The sequence below is a fragment of the Pseudodesulfovibrio pelocollis genome (genome assembly GCF_030282845.1).
In the GTDB taxonomy this organism is placed as follows: Bacteria; Desulfobacterota; Desulfovibrionia; order Desulfovibrionales; family Desulfovibrionaceae; genus Pseudodesulfovibrio; species Pseudodesulfovibrio pelocollis.
This window is the reverse complement of the sequence record NZ_JASTWE010000002.1, coordinates 1-21,579: the sequence shown is the minus strand read 5'-3', so window position 1 is coordinate 21,579 and position 21,579 is coordinate 1. Positions and strand designations below refer to the sequence as shown.

The 21,579-nt window shown below is 50.4% G+C and carries 27 protein-coding genes; 3 read left to right on the top strand and 24 right to left on the bottom strand.

The annotated features are described in order from the left end of the window. Nucleotides 1-57 precede the first annotated feature (57 nt). From QQS14_RS01150 to QQS14_RS01110, 9 genes are all read right to left on the bottom strand, one after another. Nucleotides 58-462, bottom strand: a complete 405-nt coding sequence (locus QQS14_RS01150; protein WP_285905049.1) for a hypothetical protein — start codon at nt 460-462, stop codon at nt 58-60. Beyond that, on the bottom strand, nt 455-916 hold the full coding sequence (locus QQS14_RS01145) for a glycine zipper domain-containing protein (RefSeq protein ID WP_285905048.1): 462 nt from the start codon (nt 914-916) through the stop codon (nt 455-457). The genes QQS14_RS01150 and QQS14_RS01145 overlap by 8 nt, the downstream gene beginning before the upstream one ends. A 70-nt stretch (nt 917-986) precedes the next feature. Beyond that, nucleotides 987-1,442 carry a hypothetical protein gene (locus QQS14_RS01140; RefSeq protein WP_285905047.1) on the bottom strand — a complete coding sequence of 152 codons (456 nt, stop codon included), beginning with the start codon at nt 1,440-1,442 and terminating at the stop codon, nt 987-989. An 86-nt stretch (nt 1,443-1,528) separates the two neighbouring features. Then, nucleotides 1,529-2,854, bottom strand: coding sequence for a hypothetical protein (locus tag QQS14_RS01135; protein ID WP_285905046.1), 1,326 nt, complete (start codon nt 2,852-2,854; stop codon nt 1,529-1,531). Nucleotides 2,855-2,932: 78 nt separating this feature from the next. Beyond that, nucleotides 2,933-3,679 (bottom strand): ERF family protein, encoded by a 747-nt coding sequence (locus QQS14_RS01130; protein ID WP_285905045.1) that lies wholly within the window; start codon nt 3,677-3,679, stop codon nt 2,933-2,935. A gap of 109 nt (nt 3,680-3,788) precedes the next feature. Beyond that, on the bottom strand, nt 3,789-3,959 hold the full coding sequence (locus QQS14_RS01125) for a hypothetical protein (RefSeq protein ID WP_285905044.1): 171 nt from the start codon (nt 3,957-3,959) through the stop codon (nt 3,789-3,791). Nucleotides 3,960-3,984: 25 nt separating this feature from the next. Beyond that, nucleotides 3,985-4,326: a hypothetical protein gene (locus QQS14_RS01120; RefSeq protein WP_285905043.1), complete on the bottom strand. Its 342-nt coding sequence runs from the start codon at nt 4,324-4,326 to the stop codon at nt 3,985-3,987. A gap of 9 nt (nt 4,327-4,335) precedes the next feature. Beyond that, nucleotides 4,336-4,563, bottom strand: coding sequence for a hypothetical protein (locus QQS14_RS01115; RefSeq protein WP_285905042.1), 228 nt, complete (start codon nt 4,561-4,563; stop codon nt 4,336-4,338). A 123-nt stretch (nt 4,564-4,686) separates the two neighbouring features. After that, nucleotides 4,687-5,211 (bottom strand): single-stranded DNA-binding protein, encoded by a 525-nt coding sequence (locus QQS14_RS01110; RefSeq protein WP_285905041.1) that lies wholly within the window; start codon nt 5,209-5,211, stop codon nt 4,687-4,689. A 928-nt stretch (nt 5,212-6,139) separates the two neighbouring features. On the opposite strand from QQS14_RS01110, the gene QQS14_RS01105 reads away from it, so the two are divergent. The 3 genes from QQS14_RS01105 to QQS14_RS01095 all read left to right on the top strand — a co-directional run bounded on the left by QQS14_RS01105 (nt 6,140) and on the right by QQS14_RS01095 (nt 7,266). Next, entirely contained in the window at nt 6,140-6,406 is a 267-nt protein-coding gene (locus QQS14_RS01105; RefSeq protein WP_285905040.1) for a hypothetical protein, read from the top strand. Next, nucleotides 6,406-6,657, top strand: coding sequence for a hypothetical protein (locus QQS14_RS01100; protein WP_285905039.1), 252 nt, complete (start codon nt 6,406-6,408; stop codon nt 6,655-6,657). Before QQS14_RS01105 ends, QQS14_RS01100 begins: the two co-directional genes overlap by 1 nt. Before the next feature lie 75 nt (nt 6,658-6,732). Then, nucleotides 6,733-7,266: a metal-dependent hydrolase gene (locus QQS14_RS01095; protein WP_285905038.1), complete on the top strand. Its 534-nt coding sequence runs from the start codon at nt 6,733-6,735 to the stop codon at nt 7,264-7,266. Nucleotides 7,267-7,298: 32 nt separating this feature from the next. On the opposite strand, the gene QQS14_RS01090 is transcribed toward QQS14_RS01095, so the two are convergent. The 15 genes from QQS14_RS01090 to QQS14_RS01020 all read right to left on the bottom strand — a co-directional run bounded on the left by QQS14_RS01090 (nt 7,299) and on the right by QQS14_RS01020 (nt 21,417). Beyond that, nucleotides 7,299-7,718: a hypothetical protein gene (locus QQS14_RS01090; RefSeq protein WP_285905037.1), complete on the bottom strand. Its 420-nt coding sequence runs from the start codon at nt 7,716-7,718 to the stop codon at nt 7,299-7,301. Continuing rightward, on the bottom strand, nt 7,718-8,272 hold the full coding sequence (locus QQS14_RS01085; RefSeq protein ID WP_285905036.1) for a lytic transglycosylase domain-containing protein: 555 nt from the start codon (nt 8,270-8,272) through the stop codon (nt 7,718-7,720). Before QQS14_RS01085 ends, QQS14_RS01090 begins: the two co-directional genes overlap by 1 nt. A 58-nt stretch (nt 8,273-8,330) precedes the next feature. Beyond that, a complete protein-coding gene (locus QQS14_RS01080) occupies nt 8,331-9,323 on the bottom strand; it encodes an ATPase, T2SS/T4P/T4SS family (RefSeq protein ID WP_285905035.1) in 993 nt (330 codons plus the stop codon). 53 nt (nt 9,324-9,376) lie between these two features. After that, the gene (locus tag QQS14_RS01075; RefSeq protein WP_285905034.1) at nt 9,377-11,410 is read right to left on the bottom strand and encodes a hypothetical protein; all 2,034 of its coding nucleotides are present in this window, start codon (nt 11,408-11,410) and stop codon (nt 9,377-9,379) included. A 4-nt stretch (nt 11,411-11,414) separates the two neighbouring features. Next, nucleotides 11,415-12,446: a TraB/TrbI/VirB10 family type IV secretion system protein gene (locus QQS14_RS01070; RefSeq protein WP_285905033.1), complete on the bottom strand. Its 1,032-nt coding sequence runs from the start codon at nt 12,444-12,446 to the stop codon at nt 11,415-11,417. A gap of 20 nt (nt 12,447-12,466) precedes the next feature. Then, on the bottom strand, nt 12,467-13,426 hold the full coding sequence (locus QQS14_RS01065; protein ID WP_285905032.1) for a TrbG/VirB9 family P-type conjugative transfer protein: 960 nt from the start codon (nt 13,424-13,426) through the stop codon (nt 12,467-12,469). Nucleotides 13,427-13,430: 4 nt separating this feature from the next. After that, nucleotides 13,431-14,186: a VirB8 family type IV secretion system protein gene (locus QQS14_RS01060; RefSeq protein WP_285905031.1), complete on the bottom strand. Its 756-nt coding sequence runs from the start codon at nt 14,184-14,186 to the stop codon at nt 13,431-13,433. After that, on the bottom strand, nt 14,173-14,328 hold the full coding sequence (locus QQS14_RS01055) for a hypothetical protein (protein WP_285905030.1): 156 nt from the start codon (nt 14,326-14,328) through the stop codon (nt 14,173-14,175). The genes QQS14_RS01060 and QQS14_RS01055 overlap by 14 nt, the downstream gene beginning before the upstream one ends. A gap of 141 nt (nt 14,329-14,469) precedes the next feature. Then, the gene (locus tag QQS14_RS01050; protein ID WP_285905029.1) at nt 14,470-15,663 is read right to left on the bottom strand and encodes a hypothetical protein; all 1,194 of its coding nucleotides are present in this window, start codon (nt 15,661-15,663) and stop codon (nt 14,470-14,472) included. A 95-nt stretch (nt 15,664-15,758) separates the two neighbouring features. Beyond that, nucleotides 15,759-16,010 carry a hypothetical protein gene (locus tag QQS14_RS01045; protein ID WP_285905028.1) on the bottom strand — a complete coding sequence of 84 codons (252 nt, stop codon included), beginning with the start codon at nt 16,008-16,010 and terminating at the stop codon, nt 15,759-15,761. Nucleotides 16,011-16,025: 15 nt separating this feature from the next. Next, entirely contained in the window at nt 16,026-16,847 is an 822-nt protein-coding gene (locus QQS14_RS01040) for a TrbJ/VirB5 family protein (protein WP_285905027.1), read from the bottom strand. 13 nt (nt 16,848-16,860) lie between these two features. Continuing rightward, nucleotides 16,861-19,323, bottom strand: coding sequence for a VirB4 family type IV secretion/conjugal transfer ATPase (locus QQS14_RS01035; RefSeq protein WP_285905026.1), 2,463 nt, complete (start codon nt 19,321-19,323; stop codon nt 16,861-16,863). Nucleotides 19,324-19,665: 342 nt separating this feature from the next. Then, complete coding sequence (locus tag QQS14_RS01030) at nt 19,666-20,004, bottom strand: hypothetical protein (RefSeq protein ID WP_285905025.1); 339 nt, start codon at nt 20,002-20,004, stop codon at nt 19,666-19,668. 18 nt (nt 20,005-20,022) lie between these two features. After that, nucleotides 20,023-20,679, bottom strand: coding sequence for a DUF4400 domain-containing protein (locus tag QQS14_RS01025; protein WP_285905024.1), 657 nt, complete (start codon nt 20,677-20,679; stop codon nt 20,023-20,025). Nucleotides 20,680-20,685: 6 nt separating this feature from the next. Then, complete coding sequence (locus tag QQS14_RS01020) at nt 20,686-21,417, bottom strand: hypothetical protein (RefSeq protein WP_285905023.1); 732 nt, start codon at nt 21,415-21,417, stop codon at nt 20,686-20,688. Between the last annotated feature and the right edge of the window lie 162 nt (nt 21,418-21,579).

Below are 21,579 nucleotides of genomic sequence, written 5' to 3'. Positions count from 1 at the left end.
GGGAAACACCACGTCCTTGAGAGGATATGATGTTTCCCCTCAAGTTGAGTAGGTTGGTTAGTTGAGACGCCAGTTGCCGTCTGCACCCTGCTGGACGATGCCCATGATGACGACGCCGGTAGCCGGGTCCACCCCCACCTGAGTCTTGCGACGTTCAGGTTTGGGTTTACTGTCCTTGACCGGTTTGCTGTCCTTGACCTTCGCCTTGGGTGCCGGGAGTACCGTTTCGACGGTTTTGACGATCTCTTCTGCCGGCTGTTCTCCGTTCGTTCCGAAAGGCTGGGCAAAAAGCTCCGAGTCCACGTACTGCATCCCGACATATCCGAGCCCGACGACAAGCGACAGGATGAATATAATCGTGAACACCGTCTTGCGGACAGGAATTTTTACCGTTGTTTCCAGAACTTCCTGAGCTGCCGGAGGATTAATCAATTCAAAGTCAACCGTTTGTTCTTTATCCATTGTTGTCGCCTCCCTGAACCAGATGCCAGTTGCCATCGTCGCCACGGTAAACCGTCGCATAAATGGGCCGTCCGTCAGGACCGTCTTCCTTGATGACGACCTCACGGTAGACACGCTGATTCTGGGTGTAGGCAGGCTGTGGGGTCGCCTGGTAGCTTCTCCCGGTGTCCGGGTTCTGCCATCCGACGGTACGACCGGAAGGCACGGTTTCAGCGATGGAGCTGACCTGTGCCGCATCGTACTTGTCCCACTCGTTGCCGATCATGTAACCGGCAGCACCGCCGACCAGTGCGCCAACGGCGGCTCCGATCTCCTTGTCTCCAGAGACAAGGCTTCCGAGCAGAGCGCCAGAAAGAGCACCGAGACCGGCACCCTTCTGGGCCATGTTCATGGTGCAGCCGGAACCGACTGTGACAATGGCCAACAATGCAATGATGAAAATGATCTTTTTCATGGTTTCTTCCTTCTGAAGTTTTGAAGGGAAACCACCCCCATACAGGGTTGATTTCCCTGCATAGGGTTTATTAGTTGATGCTTACGATTTGCCAGTTGCCTTGGATGCGCCGACCAACGACTTCCACCTGGTTGCTGGTGCCGTAGCCCGTGCGGACGACAGCATTGCGACAGACAGAGCCGTTCATGTGGTAAGCCGGCTTGGGAACGGCCTCGTAGTAGGTCAGTGTGTAGGGATTCTTCCATTCCACGGTCTTTGCCGAAGGAACGGTCTCCAACACCTGAGAAATCCTACTCACATCGTATTCATCGAATGTCGGCCCGAAGAAGCCCCCTTTGGAAGCTTGCTTGGCGCCATCCTTCACCGTGCCGTAAACCGCTTCGACTACATCATCCCCGTCAAGAACCGCACCCAGAAGGTCCGGAACGGACGATCCGAAAGAGCGGGACATGGAAGAGGTGACGCAGCCGGTGTTTGCGAAGGCAATGATGACCAGGGCCAAAGTGATCAGAATATTCCGTCTCATGATGTTTCTCTCCGTAAAAGGCGAAAAGGCGCACCACGAGCCCCTGCGGGAATCGTGAAAACGCCTTCCCGCCAGGGTTGGATGAATCAGGCGGCCAGCTTTTCAGCCTCTTGTGCCACCTTGGTTATTTTCTGCTTGGGTTTGTTCACATAGCAAACGGTGAAGGGGTCGCCCTGCTTGGTAGAAGACTCGATGAGCTCCTCAACCATGTCAGCGGTCAAACCACCTTTTTCGATCGCCAGTTGAAGCTGTTCAACGGACAGGTTGGTCAGGCTGGATTCCAACAACATTTTGTCGATGGTCTTCCGGCCTGCTCTGACCGAGAACTTGAGGGTATGGATGCCGTCAGTGATGTAACTGATGGTATCGTCTTCTTCGAAGCAGGATTGGGCTTTCATGGTGCCGTCGAACGACACCTTGGCCTTGGCTTCCAGTCTCTTGATGTCAGCCTCGAGCGCCTTGTATTGCTGCTTCTTTTCGTAGAGCTCGGTGAGATCCGCTTCAAGCTCGGGAATCTCCTGAAGCTTGAATTTGGGACACCCCTCCCAATGATCGCAGAAGTCGCAAAGCGGGTTGAACTTGTAGTCAACCCACAGATCATCAAGGGTTTTGGGTCCGCTACGGATGTCCTGAATGTCTTTCCAGATCCACTTGGCCCGGTCGAGACATTCCTTGGTAATGGCAGCGTTCGGAACGTAAGGGCCGAAGGGGTTCAAAGCCGCCTTCTTGCTCTTGTTCGGATTGAGCGTTGCCGAAACCACGTAGCCTTCGAGGTTAACCCCTTCAGGCGTGGAAGGAAGCTTGATGCCGAACATGGCGTCCACCAACTGCGGAAATGTTAGTCCCGCATGAAGGTATTGTCCGTCGGCTTTGACAGCAAAGCAGGGATGGCCCCACAAGCCCTGAATGAAACCGAGCTGGCCGTAAAGCTGAAACTCGTTTTCAGGGTAGATGTCATCTTGAACTTCCTCGTTGCATTTGTATTCCAGAATACGCACGCTCCCGTCAGGAAACACAAAGCAGTCATCCATGTGGATGATGATCGGTGCCCCTTCATGAATGTAGCGAACCTCAAGCTGAGGAATCCGATTCACACCGAGGGCGGCAAAACCTTTGCCCAGGATGTGTTCCCACGCATGACCGCGACTGAACGTCACCATCTGGCGCAGGATTTCCTGAATAGCCTCCTCATTGCCGGAAGCAACATGCTTCGACAACAAGTCCTCAAGATTCTTTCTGGAATTGAGTACTTTGCTGGCCACTACACTGCGGCGACATCTTCCGGCGAGATCGCTCATACCCAAATAGGTAGAACGGTCGCCCAGGTCGAGCTTGGTGCGAATGACATCAGCCTTAACCAGCCCCCTGGCGAAGAAGCCAAGAAGTCCGATTCTCTTCTCGATATTTGTCATTGTCTCTCTCCAAAAGTTCTGAAGAGGGACCACTGCCTCCGAAGAGGGCTTGTGGTCCCTCTTCGGGGTCATGCGGCTTTATGCCGCCTGTTGTTGCGGTTTCCAGTACAGCTTCTTTTCCTTGCTGAAGAAGAAGCCCATATTCAACAGCCTTTGATGATGCGGCCAGGTCTGACCCACGGCCTTGACGTACATCTGTCCGTCATTGCCTCGGGCAGGAACATAGTCCACACCACTCAACGGCGGCAGCACGCCCCCCTGTTGGCCTTGAGGCTGCGAGGGAAACGGCTGGGGCCGTTGCTGTTGAGGTTGTCCAACCGGGCCTCGCGGCTGCGAGTTCGGACGCTGCTGTTGCGGCGGTCCTTGCGGCGGCTGCTGAGGTCGCGGTGGTTCGGAATGAGATTGAGGGCGTTCTTTTCCTGCCGCTCCATTGGCGTCATCATCCTTGGTTACGATACCAAGAACCGCGCAAAGCGCGTAACGACGAACATACGTGAGCGCCGACCCGAAGGCCTGCGGATCACGTTTCAACAGAGGGATTTCAGCCAGCGAAGCGATCCATTGTCCGGAGGGGACATGGACAACCTTTGTTTCCAGAGCAAGGCAACCGTCTCGCGCGCTGGGCACGGGAGCCTGAATCACCATAAGCTGCTGGTCTTCCAAAGGCTGTTTGCATGCACTCCAGACAGCACCGTAATCCGCGTACCTCGAGTTGAACTCGAGGTTGTCGGATTTTGTAGGCACCTCCGCGATCACCTTCTTGGCCTCAAACAAGGCAGGAATGATCTTGTCAATCTGTTCGGATTGAGTTCGGAATGTATCCATACTGTCCTCCAGTTGTGTGGAGAACACACCACTCCCCCTATGGGAATGGTGTGTTCCCACAGGTGACGTGGTTTAAAAAAAACCCCTCCGCAGAGGGGTTTAAAATAAATCATTCTGAATACACTTTGAGTGTATTCAGAACGCTGTCCTCGAAACAATAGAATTCCTTGCGGAATTCTTTGTTTCCCCATCCCCCATAGCTGGCAATTGCCGCTGAGGGGATGACGACAAAACCCTTACGGGTCAAGAACCGCACCATGATGCGGACAAAGTAAGACATACTGTCTCCTTTGTTGTGCGAACGCTTACAACTCTCCCCTGCGGAGGTCGTAACCGTCCGCGTTAACGGGGTTTTGTCGCAAATCATTCAACACTCTTTTTCTGAAATGGGTTTCCTCGCGACGGAGTGACTCTGATACGCTCTGAGCGCATGCGATGAAAATCCGCGCACCGAGAAAGAACAGTATGCCTCTTGCAACCCACACATTGACGGGAAGCCCGTAAAATGAATCGGCTACAGAGAATATTCGGGTGAACACCCCTCCAAAATGGACATCTGCCGTTGCTACGGCAAAGCCACCCAGGAAGAAGCACACAGGTTTCGCGAATGCAGCGAAGAAATAAACCCAGCTGATGATGGCTTTCATGTTTTTCTCCTACTGATTATTTTGATTCCGCTCATCTCGGCGGCACTTTTCCAACCGCATGGAGGCTATCCCCAGAAGGGAAACGCCCATGACGCAGAAGACCGAAGAAACCAATGCCTGATTCACATCGAATCGACCGATTTCCAGGTAGTGAAGTCCGAGAAAGCCAAGGCCTGCGTAGAACAGGCAGGCGCAGAATGCCAAAATCTCAACCAGGAGCAAAAAAGCACTGTGCATACATCTCTCTCCTTGAAGGTTTTTCACAACAGGGAGAAAGACGCACCTACTCCTACAGGGAGCGGTGTGAACTTTCTCCCTGTTGTAGGCTTGGTTAGGCGTTAGCCTTTAGAATGTTCCAAATCAGAAGGGGACGTCATCCATGCCGCTCGCTTCCGACGGGAAGGCCGGTCCCAAGTCTTCCTGCCCGGGGCCGTAGCCGCCTTGCGGCGCATGATGCTGGCGGGGCTGCTGATAGCCACCCTGGGGCTGCTGATAGCCACCCTGGGGCTGCTGGTAGCCGCCCTGGGGCTGCTGCTGACCTTCAGGAGCCTTGTCCAAGGCCTGAACACGGTCGGCCACGATCTCAGTCATGTACCGATCCTGCCCAGTAGCCTGGTCCTGCCACTTGCGGGTCTGGATCTTTCCCTCGATCAAGACCAAACGGCCCTTTCCGAGGTAGTTTCCGCAGAACTCAGCGGTTTGCCGCCAGGCAACGATGTTGAGCCATTCCGTTTTCTCGACCTTCTGATTCGTCTGCTTGTCCCTATACCCCTCATCGATGGCCATGCTGAATTTGCAGCGTGCCTGTCCATTCGGGGTGTAGGAAAGTTCCGGATCTCTGCCGAGCCTTCCGACTGCGATAGTTTTTTGAAATGTTCCGGCCATTGTTTCTCTCTCTCCTTGTGGAGTTACGGAAAAAGACCGGACCACTCCCTGAGGAAGAGTCTAGTCTTTCCCCAGGTTGATTGGGTGGGCATCAAAGAAGTCCGGACGCAATTGTCCAGCCCTCTCCGATAGTATGGTTGGTTGGTAACGTTCATCCCCGACTGATGCCGGGTTTGGATGAGTGGAGAGTTCATCCGAACGTGTGCAAGACTGTTGTCTTGCTCTCAAAAAGCGTAAAGGCCGTATACCTCGTCCGCTTCAAATTCCAATGGGACCATGTTCCTTACGAAACCGCCCCCTCTAAAGGACCGCCTTGGCGTCCCACCACGAATACCGTGTGAGGCTGGAAAGAACTGGTTCTACTTATGCAGGTTAACGTTTTTCAACTGATGCAGCTACACGGCCCGCCCTACTTCGAAGCTTCTCACTTCCGTTTGGTAAGTCTTTTGAATCGTAAATCAACAAGAACAGATCGTTCTCGAAAACCACAAATTCAAGGAGCTTACATATCCTTTTTCTTCCCTAATCAAACTTCACTGAGCGGTCTGAAAAGGCTGGCAGAAAAGCCAGAATCCTAAAAAGGATTGAATTAGATGCCTGACCCATAACTCATTCAAAATAAGCCTGTCAAGACCATCAACCGCTACGAAAAAGTTTGGGTTGCCTATTCCACTGAGCAAAATTGTGGTAAAATTTGGCATAGACAAAAAGGAGTCTCGAATATGTACATGACAGAACAGCAGGCGTTGACTAAGATGTGCCCGAAGCGATCTCAGTTCAGCGCAACGGAACAAAACTGCAAGGCTGCGGGGTGTATGGCCTGGAGACGATCCGAAGAGCATAGGCGCGATCTCAACTCCGGGCATGCGTGGGGCTGGTGCTCCGAATATCCTGAACCGAAAAACTTCAACACTCGGAACGTGTAGGCATGACTGACAATCACCCTCCCAGCAATCAGGGTGAGGCTGAACGAAAGCCTCTCCCTGATATCATTCTGGCGGTTCCCAGAAAGTATTTTGCCCTCCTGATGGTTGTCTATGCTCTTTCCGCGGCAGCATCGATGTCTCTAGGTGGAATCTCATATTTCGCCTCACTTGGCATTGCGCTGGTCGCCGTCCTGCCGGTTTGGTACTACGGCTGGAAAAAGGCAAAAAGCGACCCGGGCTGGCTCAAAGACGAAGAAGAAGATGGTTGATGGCTATATACAAGTCTCCACTCCACAAGGTTGTCACGCTGCTCGTCATCATGGGCCTGCTTTGGTTTTTCTGGATCAATGTTCTCCAACAAGAAGTCCCTGTCGACGAAATCAGGGAAAGGGCAAGTGAGGTCTTGGCAAGGACCGGTAACGCAACAATCCCACAGTCCAACATCTCTCAAAAAGATTTCCAGAACCTATTGCTCCGGGTGGAGATTCTGGAAAAAGAACTTCAGCTTCTTAAAAAGTAGTTTGAGGCCTTCCAAAAGATATTCCTGAATGTTAAAATTGCATTCAGGAATATCTTTTGAAGGAGGCTTTATACTATGGAAGCTCGCACTCACATCATACACGCATCAACCGCTGGCATTCTCATTGGCCTCGGTTACGAATACCAGCCGGCCGTCGAGTATGTCGAAGACTTCTGGCTCATCGGCCCCCTTTTGGGCTGGGGCGTTTCGTACATGATCAACTTGCAAGCCCTGCTCGCTGGCGCTCTGGCTCCGGACAAACTGGACGAATGGGCTTACGACAAGGAAGGGACTGATCTCTGGCTCGAACAGCGGCGGAAGTGGACTCACGCATGGTCGGTTTCCATCCCGCTGGCCATAGCCTCTGCCCTCTATTTCGGCCCCAACTTCATAACCCTGTTTCTGGTGGCATATAGCCTTCACTGCATTGCTGATTCTTTCACCAAGGTGGGCGCGCCCATCCTTGATCCCGTTGAAAGGGTCTCCCTGATGCCGGTATTGGAACAGACATACCAGGAGCGCCGGATTACCCTGCTCTCCAAGGTGGTCCTGGGCGTGGTCATCTACTACAAGCTCGGTGGCCCTCCCCTTCACACCTTCTTGCTCTGACCCGGGCACGACTCCATTGAAAAAGCCCCCGCCTAGTCGACGGGGGCTTTTTCTTGCTCTTCCGGGGCCCGCATCTGCGGTGGCCGCATCCTTGGTTCTGAGGCTGACTTTTGCTGCAAGATGACCTTGACCGATCCATCTGAAGGTTTTGTCTCAATAATCTGATATCCGGCCTCTACGACCTCCCGCAAATAGCCCCTTTTGCTGTCGCCCGCGCAGGTCGAACATGTGCCCTGATATTTCCACATGTCACCATAGCCAAAGGAATTACCTCCAAACGAATCAAACTGACACGTTACGTATTCACGGCAGGATGAATTCCAGATAAAGGCTTCCATGGAATTGTCTGCCCCATTTTGGCGGCTCCACTGCTTTTTCAGATCGGCCAAACCGGTTTGCGAGAAGGCGGGAACGGACATCGACATGAAGATCAGAAACGCTATCACCCGCATCAGTTGCTACTCCTCAAGGGACGGTCATCTTCGCCCCAATATTCCTGTTTTGCCGTGGCGACCCTTTGCTGTTCCACAGGCTCCTTGCCGTATTTCGAGGCTGTATCCTTGTCCATATACATTTTCATCGCAGCATACACCTTCTGAACATAGTCTGAACCTCGCTTATAACGGTCAATGTCGTCCTGCTCTCGAGTTTGGGCAGCCTTTCTTTGCAAATATTCGAGACTGTAATTGGTGTGGTAAGCACACACAGCATTCCAGTTGTTTCCGTGTGCGTTGATATACCCGCGCAAAATCCACGCTCCTATCATGGTGGAGAACTTCGGATCTTCAAGCATGCGTTTCCAACGCGCCTCTCCAAGCTTTTTGCGCCACGTACCGGAGTGTACCTGCATGTGCCCTTGGTCAGGATTGCCGTCAAAGGTGCCTTTGTTTATGGCAGTATTCTTGTGACGGCTTTCAACGTAGCTGATTGCCTTCAAGAGCTCGACCGAAACTTGGTAATGACGAGCTGCCGCCGTAAACCCAAACGGATCGGAGTCCTCGGCCATGCATAGGGACGGGGACAAAAGCACCAAGAGAATCCAGAGGATGAAAGGTCGCATATTTCTAAAACTGCTTGAATTCCAATTCAAAGCCAAAGCGAGGATGTCCCTTGATGTACAGCACGTTTCTGACCACATGCCGTGCCTGACGAAGGACATCCTCATACGGGGTTGTTGCGCTGGCGCCTAAAGTCGCAATCTTGGCATGAACCCCGTCCACACCCGTTGCGTGAAGGGATGTTATGCTCCCTCCGTGACCCGAGTTCAGAAGCGCGAGAAACGGCCGTACGTTGTTGTCATCAAGTTCACCCAGGACAAGACGATCCGGACGCATGCGCATGCAGACATCGATGATCTGGCCATAGGTGATCTGGGCCACGTCGACACTCGTCTTTGACTTGATCATTCGCACGATGTTCTTGTGCGGAAGGACCAACTCCTTGGTGTCCTCGATGACAATGATCCGCTCATGCAGCGGAATATATTTCTGGAACAGGGCCTTCATGAAGGACGTCTTGCCGCTGTTCGTGCCACCGGCAATGACTATGTTCTCATCCCTCAACAGGGCTTCAATCATTTTAACGAGGTTTTTATCCTCGACATCGATTTCAACCTCACACTCATCTTCGATTTCCGAGCAAGTTTTTTTCTTGCAAAAGGAATCCAAAGGGAAAATGTGACTCGAAGGAAACCGCATCGAGCAGGCAAAACCGGAGTCGACCAGGCCGCGGCCAGCTATGGCCACACGACACCCCCAATTCGGATGGTCGCAGAAAAGCAAAGGCTTTTGATCCCGATGGAACTGCTGATATTTGGCAAATGCCAACTGCCTGGCAAAGGTTTCCATCTCCTCGAGCGTGAGGGAGGCATCCTTGATGTATTCCCAACCACGGGATTTGGTTTCGATCCAAACGCCCCCAGGCTCATTGATGCACAGTTCAATGAGATCGTCCTTTTCCTGCTGATGAATATGTTTACCAATATTCATTGAGTAGCGTTCAAGGAATGCGTTGTACTCGCCCGCTTCTCCTGCCAATCTGGAGGGATTTTCTGTCATGCTTGCACTCTCTTAAATCTCTGCTTCGGAAGAAAGGGAAGAAGGATTTACCGCTAATCCCCGTTGTACGGGATTTCGTAGTAAGTGCCGTCAGGCCGGAGGTAAAGCATGGTTTTGAAGGTGATTATGGCAGCACCATAGGCCCCGCCAGAATCCCAACAACCATTGCCGAACTCACCGAAGCCTGGGTGTCCACTCCCTCCGGCTCCGAATCCAAGGCCACCATCGTAGTATGTAGCGGTTCCTCCGCACAAGGACACACCTCTTTGAGCGATTGACCGATTGCCTAATCCGTTCTCCCCATAAGGTCCCACGGCGACATATGTATTGCCAGCCCTTGCTTCAATGGTCCCAAATGAGCCTGTTACGAATGTGGAAGTCCCATTCACTATAAATGGGGAATAAGTGTTTGTAGGGGTATACCACTTCGCATGTAAACCGGGTGTTACCTCGATAATTTCTCCAGGAATTACATCAAAAATCCGGGTAACAAGTTGCCCCGCCCGGCCTCCCGGTCCTTGACCGCAATTGCCACCTGAAACTGAGTTGGTGTTGGGATTTTGTCCTCCGGTGTAGCCGCCACCAATAGCGTCAATTGTAATTTTGGTCACACCATCAGGGACAATGTATTCCAAGGTAACAGGGTCACCGCGAATTTCTTGAGGACTCATAGTTGCCTGGAAATAAGTATTCAAGGGCGAGTTTTGCATGTTGTATTCGTAGAAAACTTCCGTTGCGTTTGCCGCAAGCCCTACATACGCATACGGCACAGGCGCGGTCCTGGCCGCACAAGGTGCAATCTCAAGATTCCCGCCAGGAGCTTCAATATATGTACTGGAATACTGCTGGCCTCGGAGCAACTCATCATCCATCACCCAGCCACAACCGTCAGTCGTGTATTTGTGCTCATAGCTGACGCTCGTGCTTCGGCTGCACTCGTTAACATAGACCTTGGTTCCATCATCAGGATCAAGATAATATTTCCGCTCCAACGGATATGAAAAATGATTGGTGAGATCATGGTCATATTTCTGTGCCCCGGTGTCCGGATTAGTACAATTCTCGATATATAAAGGCCATTCCGTATTTCCCTGAGGCGTACATTCGTTGTAATAAATCTTTGTTTCCCCGACCAAAATTCCTGTTCTGGTTTGAGGGAACGCTCTCATGTTGGGCTCATCAATGTAAACTTCACAAACACCAGCGAATTCAACAATGGGGTAAGTTGAATTAGAAGCCCAACAATCTCCGATATCCTGGGCTTCTCCGTTCCGCTCATAATACCGCTGAACCATCTTGGTCGCGATTCCATCTTCAAGGTTCCACTGATACTCGCAATTGCCGTCCTTCGTCTGAAACGGATAGGATACACCCGTGCTCATACAAAGACCGTTTTCATATATAGTCCCAGACGCGCCGGTTACGATTTTTCTCTTCTGCTCTTCAACAGTTTTAGCCCCTTCGTTGATGAATACAGGACAATCTTCATAGGTCGTTTTCTGAATATCAGTGTTCATGCTCGAATAGGGAGTGGTGGTCGAAGGCGCGGTAGTTGTCGAGGACGTTCCAGGTTGGAGACCGGTGGAAGACTTCTTTTCCTCATCGACATCCTTCACCTTCGTGACTTTCTCTTCTTGGGCCTTCTTTAGGGAAGCCAAGTCTTTCAGAAGTTCGTCCCAATCGCCATATACCGTCACCTGCTGGCCGGTTTCCACCTTGGCATCGCTCGTCGTAAACTTACTTGCCAGGGACTTGGTAAGCGGCTCAGAAAGATTCTCCGTACCTCTGCTCAAAGAGATGGAGTGCCATTCAATCGCAACGCCGGTATCCCCCATTTCATTCTTGGTGAATGCGTTACGACCGATCAACTGCATGTCGTTCAACCCGACAGAAACGCCGGCCTGATTGATCTCGGCAACCGTGGCCGCGGAATCGCTGGTTTGTTGGGTTATGTTGATCGGCTTGACCAGATTGGCCTTGACTCGTTTGTTGTTCGCATCTTCCTGCGCGAATGCAGAAATGGCAAAAGCCCCCACAAAAAGGAGCAACAACGCGACCCATAAATAAATTTTGAAACCATTCTTCATACGATTACCCTTTTTTAACCTCTTGATATTTTATGGTTCCGTTCTTTGGCTTCATGAACCAAACATCTTTCAGCGGACTCACCTGGACAATAGTACCCGCAGGTATCCGCAACTTCGGTTTGATATTGATATTCTCTTCAAGGACAGTACGGGAAAGGTTTGCCGAGCTGGTGCCGAAGTTCTGCACGACATTGGCCATATTCGCGTTTTCCGTAGCGATCTTGTACTTGACGGCCGTGTCCACCGCGGCAATAGCCAAAGCCAATCCGTACTTCTCCAAATACCGCTTATCAATATCTCCGGTCATTCCCGCCCGACCCTGCGCGTCGGCCAGTTCCGCATTTTCAAGATTGATGCTCACCCCTTCGGGCGTAATGAGTCTTTCGATAATGAACCCTATGCGGGTTTCTCCAACTTTCGCCAAAGGCTTATAGTAGCCCACCAGTTTCGTGTAAGCTGGAAACAAAATTTTGCGGCCGTGAGCTCCATAATGATTCTTCGCGACCACCAGAACGACCTTGCCCGGCAGCTCCGAATCAAGCTCATTGTACAAGATGCAGGAAATAAATCTGTCGACCGTGAAGACCCGAGTCATGTTGACCGGGTAGCTGGACATGGATCGAGGTTCGTCCCACTTCTCTTGGGAGTTTTCCCAAATTCCCTGGTCATCGAAATTTCCTCCATCTCCACTGTTGATGAAGGTGGCCGCTTCGGTCGACCGTCGCATGTTGTTTATGTTTTCAGCACCCATATCCCGATAAGCGACAGGCTGCTCAAATTTGAAAACTTCTTCTGCCGAGGGAAGCGGATCTGGCGGCGGGGGCAATTCAGGCACAGGTTCAGGCTCCGGAAGGGCCAGAGGCACTTCGCTCACTGCGCTCTTCAGGAAAGCCGCATCAACCTGCCCCGTCTTGTCTACCCAATGGGTCGTATCGTCGACCTCAGGGGTATTATCATTGAAGGCTATATTTGCTCCAATGACCGAGGACACAAGCATGATCGACGTGGCCAACCCTACGGCGAACTTATGCTGCAAAATCCCTTTCCACATAAGTTCTACCGTCCGTTGGCAGTTTCTTGACGAACGCAGAGATAGCTATCGCCGTTTCTGATGGTCCATTTGTCGTTGACGCTTTCAGCTATGACCGTTCCCTTGACCACACGGGTATTGACGAGTTCCTCAATGCCGTCTCTGTTGACCAGATATAGGACCGGAACACTTGTCATCTTGTCAAAGGAGTTCACGTCGAACTGGAAATACGTCCAGTACTCGTCATCCCAGATTTTGAGAGGCTGAAGCGACATGTCTCCCTTGCTGGTGACGTAAGACATATTCATTTTTGAAGGATCGACCATGGTAGGCAGCGAGCGCAGATAGTCCGGATCAAAATCTTTCTTCTGTTCGCGAGGCATATTGGATTTCTGACAATCCACGCACATTTCTCCCTCTGTCTTCGCCTCCTCGTCTGCCTTTTTCTGGTCAGCCAACACCTTCATGAGCTCAGGAATAGCCGGATCATCCACATAGACCAGAAAATCGGGGGCGACATTCTTCACGCTGGTCGAATAGTTGCGGAGATAGAACGAATAGATGTTCCCAGACTCTCCGAAAACAGTCAGGTTCGTGTCGGCGCCGGGATTGATGGCATAGATGATAGCCACGTTGGTAAGAGGAGCCGGTTTGGGCAAGAACCGAAAGTTGAACTTGTCCCGCAGGTCGAAGCTGAGGATCTTTTCGCCCTGGGGCAGAATGAGGTTCGTCAGCATGTTCTCGCGCAGATGAATCTTGATGATTCTATCGGGAGAATACTCGAATCTTTTGATGTTCTCTTTTTCGTCGCTACTCTCGAAACGTTCCTGATACGAGTTGAGGTACTGACGTTGTTGCATGGGTTGCGCTACCGACGGGTCGGGCATTCCTGTCTGGTCCTGGGCCATGATGTCATTGATTGCGTACACCGGGTTTGCGCAGAAGCAGAAGATTGTAGCGAAAAGGATAAATGTCTTTTTCAACATGGTGTTACTCGACCTTTTTGCGATGCGTGATGGTATTTTCAAGGACGATCATTCCTGACGGATTGAGCATAGAACCGTCTTCTTGGAAATGAATCTTGAGCGGCTTGAAAACGTAGGCGATCTTGGCGTTCCATTCATTGGTGTCGCGCGCACCGGGATTGTTGTCGTTACTGTCGATGGTTTGGAAATCAATTTCGTGGACCCTGACATCACCACGCTGGGCAATAGGAGCATCGCGAAACACCTTGATCTGGCGCTTGAATCCAGGAATGTGATGAAGGCCGATGGGCTTGCCTGTGTCCGGATCTTTTTTGTTCGAATCGCGAATACGCCTGAATTCGTTAAAGACCTCATCGTTGGACATGGCGAAAATCCGATCAATGCGACTTTCCTCAAGAACGTTATCAACCGTACCCCAATCCTCGATAAACTGACGCAGAAAGTATTTTGCGATCGCGAGCTGGCCATCAATGTCTTCGACCGGAATCAGCTTGTAGACGAACTTGTCATCGGACATGTCCAGGCCGATGTAGACGGGCTTGACCTCCTTGAGAGGAAGCAACGCCTGATAGCCGTTGATCAGGAAGAAATTGCACACTACAAGAGCCACAATGATACCGATCAGCCAATATTGCACCTTGGTGTAGGAGAGGTAGCCCGAGGCCACCTCATCCTTCACGCTCTCGCTCGGCAGAAGGTCTTTGTCAAAAAGGGGAGTTGATACCTCTTCCGGGGCTTTATCACGTCTAAACAGTGGCATCCTGGGACTCCACGATGAGGAAAGCGCAAGGGCTCTTACGCAAATCCTGAGTGCTGTTTCGCTTGCCGCCGGATTCACGGGTGGCACAGCCTGCCATTGCCAGCATCGAGATGACGAGGATTACGGATATGATCTTCTTCAAGGGCTTGCTCCTTTTTGCGACCCCGCGCTTGCGAAGCCTTGTTTTCTTTCACCTCCATGGTTTTGAACCCGAGCAAACAAAAAAAAACAAAAAAGAGGTCGGATTTTAGGCCGACCTCTTTTGCTTCGATCTTTTTAGATTTTAGGGGTTCTGTTTGTTTTTTTGCTTATCCTTGAATCTTGCGTCAGCTCTTTTCTTCATTTTGTTGGCTGCAGATGCCACTTTTGCCCCACCCTTTAACACTTTTGACGTCATGTAGGCTGCCCCAGCAGTAATGCCTGCCGCACCAATTCCACCAGAGATACCTCGCATTTCCGTAATTTGTGATACAAAACTGGGAACAGATGAGAGAAGCTGATACGCAATGATAAACCAGATAATGCAAAAAATTATTTCGCCTACTAACATTGAAGGCGACTGGACATTTATGAGGTCTGCGACAAAAGCCGTGGTGGTAGCCATGAAAAGACCTAAGACAATGGTAGATACAATCATCACCAGCCAATGATAGTAAACCGTCTTAAATATAGTCACGATGGCCTTTTTGGCAGGAGTGAAGGCTATGATTGCACCAAAGAACGGCGCAAGAATGCTACAAACCAAAATCAATGCTGTAGAGCGGATATATGTGATCAGGAACTGCAAATATATCATGGCATACATGATTAGCATGAACGTAATGACTACAAGCGTCGTGAATGGATTCGTATAAATTATCATTCCTTCAGGGGATTTTGCCTGATAAAAATTCCAAATTATATCGAAGTTGCCATCTAAGGCATCGAAAAGCCCTTTCACGTTCCCTAAATCCAATGTTTGCGCAGCCGTTTTCTCCCAGCCCGACAGTTGCGAAATCACGCTCGCATTTCCGGCGCCTGCTATACTCATGAAAAAGGAGGAAACTTCCAAGGGGAATTTTATGGCAAATCCAAACACAAGAGCTTCCATATACTCTTTGCTTTGCAGGAAGGATAGAGAGACGCCGGTAAGAATCATGACCCCGATAAGCTCGACCATGGAGTCAAATCCCTTTCCAATCAAAACCTTTCCAGCCATCAGACAAAAACTGAACACGATGAGTGCGCTGGCCAAATGTCCCAAGGCGTTGGTTTTATCCAACTCATCGTAGAAGGCTGACCAATACTCAAACGCTGCAATTTTGAACATATCATACAACTTATATGAGTTGTATCCGGTTGTTATTGGCGTTTCGGATATTTGGATGTTTTCAGCCTTAGGCGTCTCTTCCATTCCTACATCCCCGAAAGCAAAAGAACTGGAGGGCAGAATCAACAAGCAAAACAAAATAAAAATGACAGCCGAAATTTTGGGCATGGGCCTTCTCCTTAATCAAGGCACCTTTTCCCCCACCAAAACAAAAAAAACCGGCTGAAAAGTAGCCGGTTTTAAGTTTATTCTTTAGCTTTTTGCTAATAATCTGCGATAGATCCCAGGTTATGTTCCTTGAGTTTTTTCTCAGCCCTTTCCATCAACGCAGCCACTGCCGACTTAGGCTTGCCAGCCCCCTTCCCTGCAGACGGGTCTTCAGCGAGCCCCTTTGCCGTCTGTGCGGTGGGATCGGTCCTGGTAAACTGCGGATCTGTCTCGGACTTGAAGTCCATCTTCTCTTCGACGCAGCCCATCAAGAAGAGGCAACAAAGAATAGCGAAAAGAGTTCTCATTGTACCCACCCCTTTTTAAAATTCATTTAAATCCAGCCCGGAGGTGTCTCTATCGATTATAGTTTGGATAATCTGCGGCATCTTTGCCGTGTTCGTCTTTTGATATTTTACCAAACTTTGATCCTGTCCGTCTACCCCCTGGAATTGAAGAGCCTGTTTAGCAGCCACATCCTTGGCCAGCAACGCCTTCAATTCCTGCAAAACGCCCAAAATTTCACCCAAAAAATGATTTGATAGATCCTGGGAGGCTTTCAAATCCTCAGTCCTTTCAATCTCCCCAAGCAGCGCTTCAAGCCTTGCCATGTCGCTAGGGAGAGCCTGGATTATCTGCTCGGCTTCTTTGAGAGCACTCTGTATGGCTGCCTGCCTGTATGCCCTCCGCTTAGGCCACTCTCGATGTATATCAGTGTCATTACTCGGATTGCGAACATCCTTGAAGACATCGCCCAAGATTTTTTCAACGTCCACATACCCCGCGTCGTTGAGATAGTCTTCCATGCTCTGAGCTTCATCCATGTACTGTTGCAGATACCTCTGTGTCGTTGAAATGTCTCCTGCAATACGAGACCTAATCTCCTTGTATTTATCGTAATAGTCCTTAATCTTGGTATAGACACCGCTCAAGGAGCCATAAACCTTCTTGGTTTCGTCATAAACGGTTTGAACCGCTTCAATATTTTCGACCTGCTTCTCGATCTGTTCCAATTCTTTTTTGAGCATTTCAACATAATAGGTGTAGCTCGTCGCATCCGTGACCGCCATCCCGGCGAAACCTCTGACCGGCACCAGGCAGGCCAGGCAGACCAGGACTATCAAAACCTCTTTTCGCTTCAACATACCGTGGCCCTCTTTAGGCGGCTTCTTCGACTTCGGGAACTTCGCGCCAGCTCCGCTTCCGTTGATATTCGAGGTATTCTTCCTTAAAGCCGTCCGGGTTTTTCTCGTACATTCCACGGATCACCTTTGCAGCCCGGGCACTGGAATTGAAAATATGAAGGTAATCCCCAAGGCAGGCCAGGGACACATTCAGAACGACGCTCTCCCCGCTCTGACGCTTCACAAGCACGTAATGCTCACCCTTGGCCGGTTTGAACTCCTTGATCCACCTGAACTCGCGCTCATTGAGGCCGAACTGGTCCACGTAATCGGAACGATTGGCCTTCGGATCAGGGAAAAAGATCGATGTGGCAATCTGCTTCTTGAACGACTCAGCAAACCACTGACCAGTAAAATCACTGGCATTCTGACCGGCAAATATGCCGACACCGTTCTTTTTCCGAAACTCGTCAAGGATGACCTTCGCCTTGGGCTGGAACATCTCCTGCCGGAAAAACGCCGGAGCCTCATCCACGAACATCACAAAGGGATCGCCTTCGGCTTCAATCGTAACCTTGTGGAACAGGTAATACAGGAAAGGACCAAGCAAGGACTCGCGCTCCAGCATGTCGGTCATGTCAAAGGCGACAAGGCTATGCTCCGTGAAGCTCAGGGAGTCCTCCTTGGATGAGAAATAGGCCCCATTGGAGCCACCTTCCAGCCACGGATCAAGGGCATCCCGTAGCTCCAAACCAGAGTGCCCTATGCCGTATGAAAACTGCTCAAGCGTCCTGTCTTCCTTGGGAAACTTCTCGTCGAACATGCCTTTGATGGTATCATCTATTTCACGAAACTGCTGTTTGTCCTTTTCTTCATCAACACCAAGTATCAAGGACATCCACTTGGCCAAAAAGCTTTTGTTCTTGGCGCTGTTGGAAAGTTGCAGCGGGTTCATACCCATACGGTCGACGTCCTCTCCCAGGAAATATACGCCATCTACCATGCGTGTGAAGACTTCCATACCGTTGAGCCTGTCGAAACAAATGGCCCGGAAATTCTCGTACTTAAAACAGCAGTTAATGAGGAAGCTGATGAGGGTGGTCTTACCCTTGCCAGCTCCTCCAATGATCATCATATTGCCCAGGGCTTCGTCGCTTTCATCCACATGCGGAATGAACGTGTAGGCGTCCCCTTCTTCGGTCTTGAACTGCGTCCACGGCATATTGCCAAAGCTGCACGAACTCAGACCCTTCACCCGGGCCGGGAAAGAACAGAGTACCGCTATATTCTCCGTTGTAGGATAATGCACCCGCGGATTCAGCGTATGGGACCCGGGGAACTTGCTCCAGAATAACGGTTCCTGATTCAAGTCTTCGCGTTTAACCAGATATCCATCGTGTTCAATCCGGCGTTGAATCGTCGTGATGGATTGCTCCAATTCCTTCAAATCGTCTCCAAAAACTTCGATGGAGAAACGATATTCGAACATATTGGTGGTGTCTTCTATCTCCTCGGTTAACGTTTCAAACTCATCCTCGCGTTTGGTGGTCGAAACCGAAGAAGAACCAAGTGACAACTGGAAGTCCTTGATCTTGAGCAGAGCCGCTTGCCGATCCAGTCGGCGGCATGTCTGATACAATGAGAATTCTATCTCAAGAGAAAAAAGGTCGGTGATGGTGTCGGCTTGGGTCCAAGCGTTTGGGCTCGTAAATGAAAGCCACGCGGAATACCGCTTGGTGGCTCCGAGATATTCCTGATATCTCTTGTTTTCCGGCCAATAGAGGTCTGTTCCTGAAATCAGGCCTTCCACGTAGCCCGTATCGCTGGGCTTGATTTTTACAGTCCGTCCTTGCAAGAGCGAAGACAAATACGAAAAAACCTTGGCCTTGCACATGTCTCGAATCTCATACTCCGCACCAAGCCTATCCTTGGTTTGCTTGATGGCTTGCTTCAAAGCGATCAGGGAGTCGTGTCTCTTCTGCTCTTTCCCTTTGAACTGGCCCTCCACTTTGTCCAAGGTGCCTGCGTTATCCGCTATGAAAAGGATGTAATGCCTGGACCGAAAATTCGAGATGAAATTGGAGTTCCACTTCGCATAAATTTTTTGGACAAAATTGCTCAATTTGTTAAACTTAACGGGATTACTCGCGCTGTAGGTGTGCCGATGCGATTGAATCATGAACGAAACTTCTGTCGGCATTCCGCCCAGCCATTGAATCCTGCGGGTCAGAATGGAATACGCCACGTCAGGGTCAATGCTCTTGAAGTTTCGGCCAAGAACCTCGATCATTTGCGCATGGCGGCCATCCTGTGTAGTGATGAGACCATCTTTGTCCACATGCGAAACGATAAATTTCTTGTAGATGTTAGTGAACTTTTTATAGTGCGGGTCAGGCCTCACAATCTTTGGCAAGATAATGCCCAGGAAAAGAACGAGGGCTGAACAGAAAAAGCCCATGCCTACAATCGCACCCATGGAAATGTAGTTTTCAAACATAGCTGCCCTAAAATTTGCCGGAATAGTATATGTTTCCACCACGTCTTCGAAAATGCTTAGTCGTCCCGCAATCAAAATATTTGCAGATCAGAATATCAAAATAGAATGAGTCCTTGCGTACTCGAATTATCCCAAAGAAAGAGACGCTGATGAAATAGACCAGGCATAGAATCAAGCTTAGAAAAGTGTGGATGCCGAACCACTGCATGAATGCATACACCAGAGCGGTCGAACCAATCAGAAACATGTAATAAGGACGAGGGAGGAAGGCCACACACGGCCTTCCCCAAAACGTCGGATATACACACCCTATATCCCGTGATTTTTCAGACACGGACAATCCTAAGCCGAAGTGGTCAGGCTCTTGACCCAATCACCGACTTTCTCTGCCATTGAAATGCACAGTCCTGCGCCGATGCCGAAGAAGGCATACTTGATCCACTCCCTCTTGATGGCCATGAGCACGCCGCCAATGGCCACACTCAGCACGACCACCGAGGGGCCGACGATGGAGGTCATGACGCTCATAATGTCGCTCTTTGCCGTGTCGATAGGTTTGAACGCTGCATCAAGCTTTGAGGCGGCGGTCGGGTCGACCCAACCAATGACCATGACGACAGCCGCAAAAAGGATGGCGCTTTGAAGGTATGCATTATCAATGATTTTTTTCAGAATATTCATTATGTTGCTCCTATTTTCTTAGATATTCCGCGAGAAGTTCGCAGCTATTTGATATGTGAGAAAGGTAATCGGCACAGTCATGATCACCAGCATGTTGTATGGATTGGAAAGCCAAAAGTACGTCTGGCTCCCGAAGACTGACACCTGAATGACTATGGGGATCGCGCCCAGAAGGGGGATTTCAAGACCAAAAGGAAAGACCGCAAAGATGAACCCGAATCCGAACAATGCGGCCAAAGCCGCTTTGCTAAGATGGAATCTAAACGAGCTAACCTTACTCGCGTCAAGGATTTTTTCGTTATACGCGAGCCACCCTTCTACAACAGATGAAACCATGTACAAAGCAAGAATCGGAATCATAAGGACCAACCCGTACATGCGAAGCAGAAGCAGGTCGATACATTCAAAAAATGGATGGATGGCCTCTCGCGCTGTTTGTAGGAAAGACGCATCCATCCATGATATATCGAAGCCATGCTTGATGTACAATGCCCGTTCAATTTGCAACGGCGCACCGTTCCCCCTGAAACCGTGTTTCATCACCCCGTCCGTGCCTTCAGCAAAGTTGATCTGGATGATGTAAGCGGCAAAGGAAAACACCGTTACGCCGAAAACTATCCAGAAGATAGTCCCGGCCAACGAGCTGGGTTTTTTTTCACTCTTGCTTTCGCTCATGAGGGATTACGCGGCCTTGGTTTCGCCGTCTTTTTCCTGCAAATCACGAAGCATTTTTTGAAGGGTCTCGATTTTCAGATTCTTCTTGGGCTCGGAACCGGTGATATCCGTAATGGCCTTGATCAGGACGTCCTTGGCCTTGGCTTCATCCATTTCCTTTTCGAGCGCCGGACTTGCTTCTTTTTTGGGCTTGGTCTTGGCCTTGGCTTTGCCAGCCTTTTGGGGCTCTTTGGCTTCCGGTTCCTTCTGGGCGTTCTTCTCGCCCTTCTGGGGGCCTGCACTTTGCTTGGGGCCGGACTTCTTCTTGGCTTGCTCACGGCGCTTCACAAAGTCGGTTTTAGCACCATCGCTTGCACCGGACAGCTCCTTGTTGAACTGTTCGATCACCGCGTTCAGGTGGGAGATGAGACCTTCCTCCTGCATGGTCTGCGGATCAACCAAGGCTGCCAACTTGGAATCGGTGAGCCGGAAACGGTTCTTGAAGAAGCCCTTCTGCACGAATTCGATGCTGTTCAGGGCCTTGGTCAGGTTGGTGATGACATTCTGGAAAGGACCGTCGAATACGAGCTCCGAAGAAGCAAGCAGAGTTCTCCTGCTCACATCACCGGTCTTGAAGTTTTTGGACGTCTTCGTGTAGGCCAAGGGCACGACGTCCATTGCCCGGCAGGCTGCCACCTTCTGCTCAGGCCCCAGGTTGGCGAGTGACCCTAACAATGTTTGAAAATCTTCATGAGACATATAAAATCCTCCTGCCTCAATGATTTCAGAGGTCCAAAATCAAAAAAACAGGAGGATTTGGGGGGCAGAAAACTGCGAGCACTCGCCTACAACAAGCTTTCTCTCTTAGAAGGATAGGGGGAGTATTTGCTGAAAGAAAAATCAAGAGAGTTGAGCCGGTTG

Excerpts from the sequence above, each read along its gene's own strand:
- QQS14_RS01150 (WP_285905049.1), bottom strand. The coding sequence starts at position 462 with ATGGATAAAGAACAAACGGTTGACTTTGAATTGATTAATCCTCCGGCA.
- QQS14_RS01145 (WP_285905048.1), bottom strand. The coding sequence starts at position 916 with ATGAAAAAGATCATTTTCATCATTGCATTGTTGGCCATTGTCACAGTC.
- QQS14_RS01140 (WP_285905047.1), bottom strand. The coding sequence starts at position 1,442 with ATGAGACGGAATATTCTGATCACTTTGGCCCTGGTCATCATTGCCTTC.
- QQS14_RS01135 (WP_285905046.1), bottom strand. The coding sequence starts at position 2,854 with ATGACAAATATCGAGAAGAGAATCGGACTTCTTGGCTTCTTCGCCAGG.
- QQS14_RS01130 (WP_285905045.1), bottom strand. The coding sequence starts at position 3,679 with ATGGATACATTCCGAACTCAATCCGAACAGATTGACAAGATCATTCCT.
- QQS14_RS01125 (WP_285905044.1), bottom strand. The coding sequence starts at position 3,959 with ATGTCTTACTTTGTCCGCATCATGGTGCGGTTCTTGACCCGTAAGGGT.
- QQS14_RS01120 (WP_285905043.1), bottom strand. The coding sequence starts at position 4,326 with ATGAAAGCCATCATCAGCTGGGTTTATTTCTTCGCTGCATTCGCGAAA.
- QQS14_RS01115 (WP_285905042.1), bottom strand. The coding sequence starts at position 4,563 with ATGCACAGTGCTTTTTTGCTCCTGGTTGAGATTTTGGCATTCTGCGCC.
- QQS14_RS01110 (WP_285905041.1), bottom strand. The coding sequence starts at position 5,211 with ATGGCCGGAACATTTCAAAAAACTATCGCAGTCGGAAGGCTCGGCAGA.
- QQS14_RS01105 (WP_285905040.1), top strand. The coding sequence starts at position 6,140 with ATGACTGACAATCACCCTCCCAGCAATCAGGGTGAGGCTGAACGAAAG.
- QQS14_RS01100 (WP_285905039.1), top strand. The coding sequence starts at position 6,406 with ATGGCTATATACAAGTCTCCACTCCACAAGGTTGTCACGCTGCTCGTC.
- QQS14_RS01095 (WP_285905038.1), top strand. The coding sequence starts at position 6,733 with ATGGAAGCTCGCACTCACATCATACACGCATCAACCGCTGGCATTCTC.
- QQS14_RS01090 (WP_285905037.1), bottom strand. The coding sequence starts at position 7,718 with ATGCGGGTGATAGCGTTTCTGATCTTCATGTCGATGTCCGTTCCCGCC.
- QQS14_RS01085 (WP_285905036.1), bottom strand. The coding sequence starts at position 8,272 with ATGGCCGAGGACTCCGATCCGTTTGGGTTTACGGCGGCAGCTCGTCAT.
- QQS14_RS01080 (WP_285905035.1), bottom strand. The coding sequence starts at position 9,323 with ATGACAGAAAATCCCTCCAGATTGGCAGGAGAAGCGGGCGAGTACAAC.
- QQS14_RS01075 (WP_285905034.1), bottom strand. The coding sequence starts at position 11,410 with ATGAAGAATGGTTTCAAAATTTATTTATGGGTCGCGTTGTTGCTCCTT.
- QQS14_RS01065 (WP_285905032.1), bottom strand. The coding sequence starts at position 13,426 with ATGTTGAAAAAGACATTTATCCTTTTCGCTACAATCTTCTGCTTCTGC.
- QQS14_RS01060 (WP_285905031.1), bottom strand. The coding sequence starts at position 14,186 with ATGCCACTGTTTAGACGTGATAAAGCCCCGGAAGAGGTATCAACTCCC.
- QQS14_RS01050 (WP_285905029.1), bottom strand. The coding sequence starts at position 15,663 with ATGCCCAAAATTTCGGCTGTCATTTTTATTTTGTTTTGCTTGTTGATT.
- QQS14_RS01045 (WP_285905028.1), bottom strand. The coding sequence starts at position 16,010 with ATGAGAACTCTTTTCGCTATTCTTTGTTGCCTCTTCTTGATGGGCTGC.
- QQS14_RS01040 (WP_285905027.1), bottom strand. The coding sequence starts at position 16,847 with ATGTTGAAGCGAAAAGAGGTTTTGATAGTCCTGGTCTGCCTGGCCTGC.
- QQS14_RS01035 (WP_285905026.1), bottom strand. The coding sequence starts at position 19,323 with ATGTTTGAAAACTACATTTCCATGGGTGCGATTGTAGGCATGGGCTTT.
- QQS14_RS01030 (WP_285905025.1), bottom strand. The coding sequence starts at position 20,004 with ATGAATATTCTGAAAAAAATCATTGATAATGCATACCTTCAAAGCGCC.
- QQS14_RS01025 (WP_285905024.1), bottom strand. The coding sequence starts at position 20,679 with ATGAGCGAAAGCAAGAGTGAAAAAAAACCCAGCTCGTTGGCCGGGACT.
- QQS14_RS01020 (WP_285905023.1), bottom strand. The coding sequence starts at position 21,417 with ATGTCTCATGAAGATTTTCAAACATTGTTAGGGTCACTCGCCAACCTG.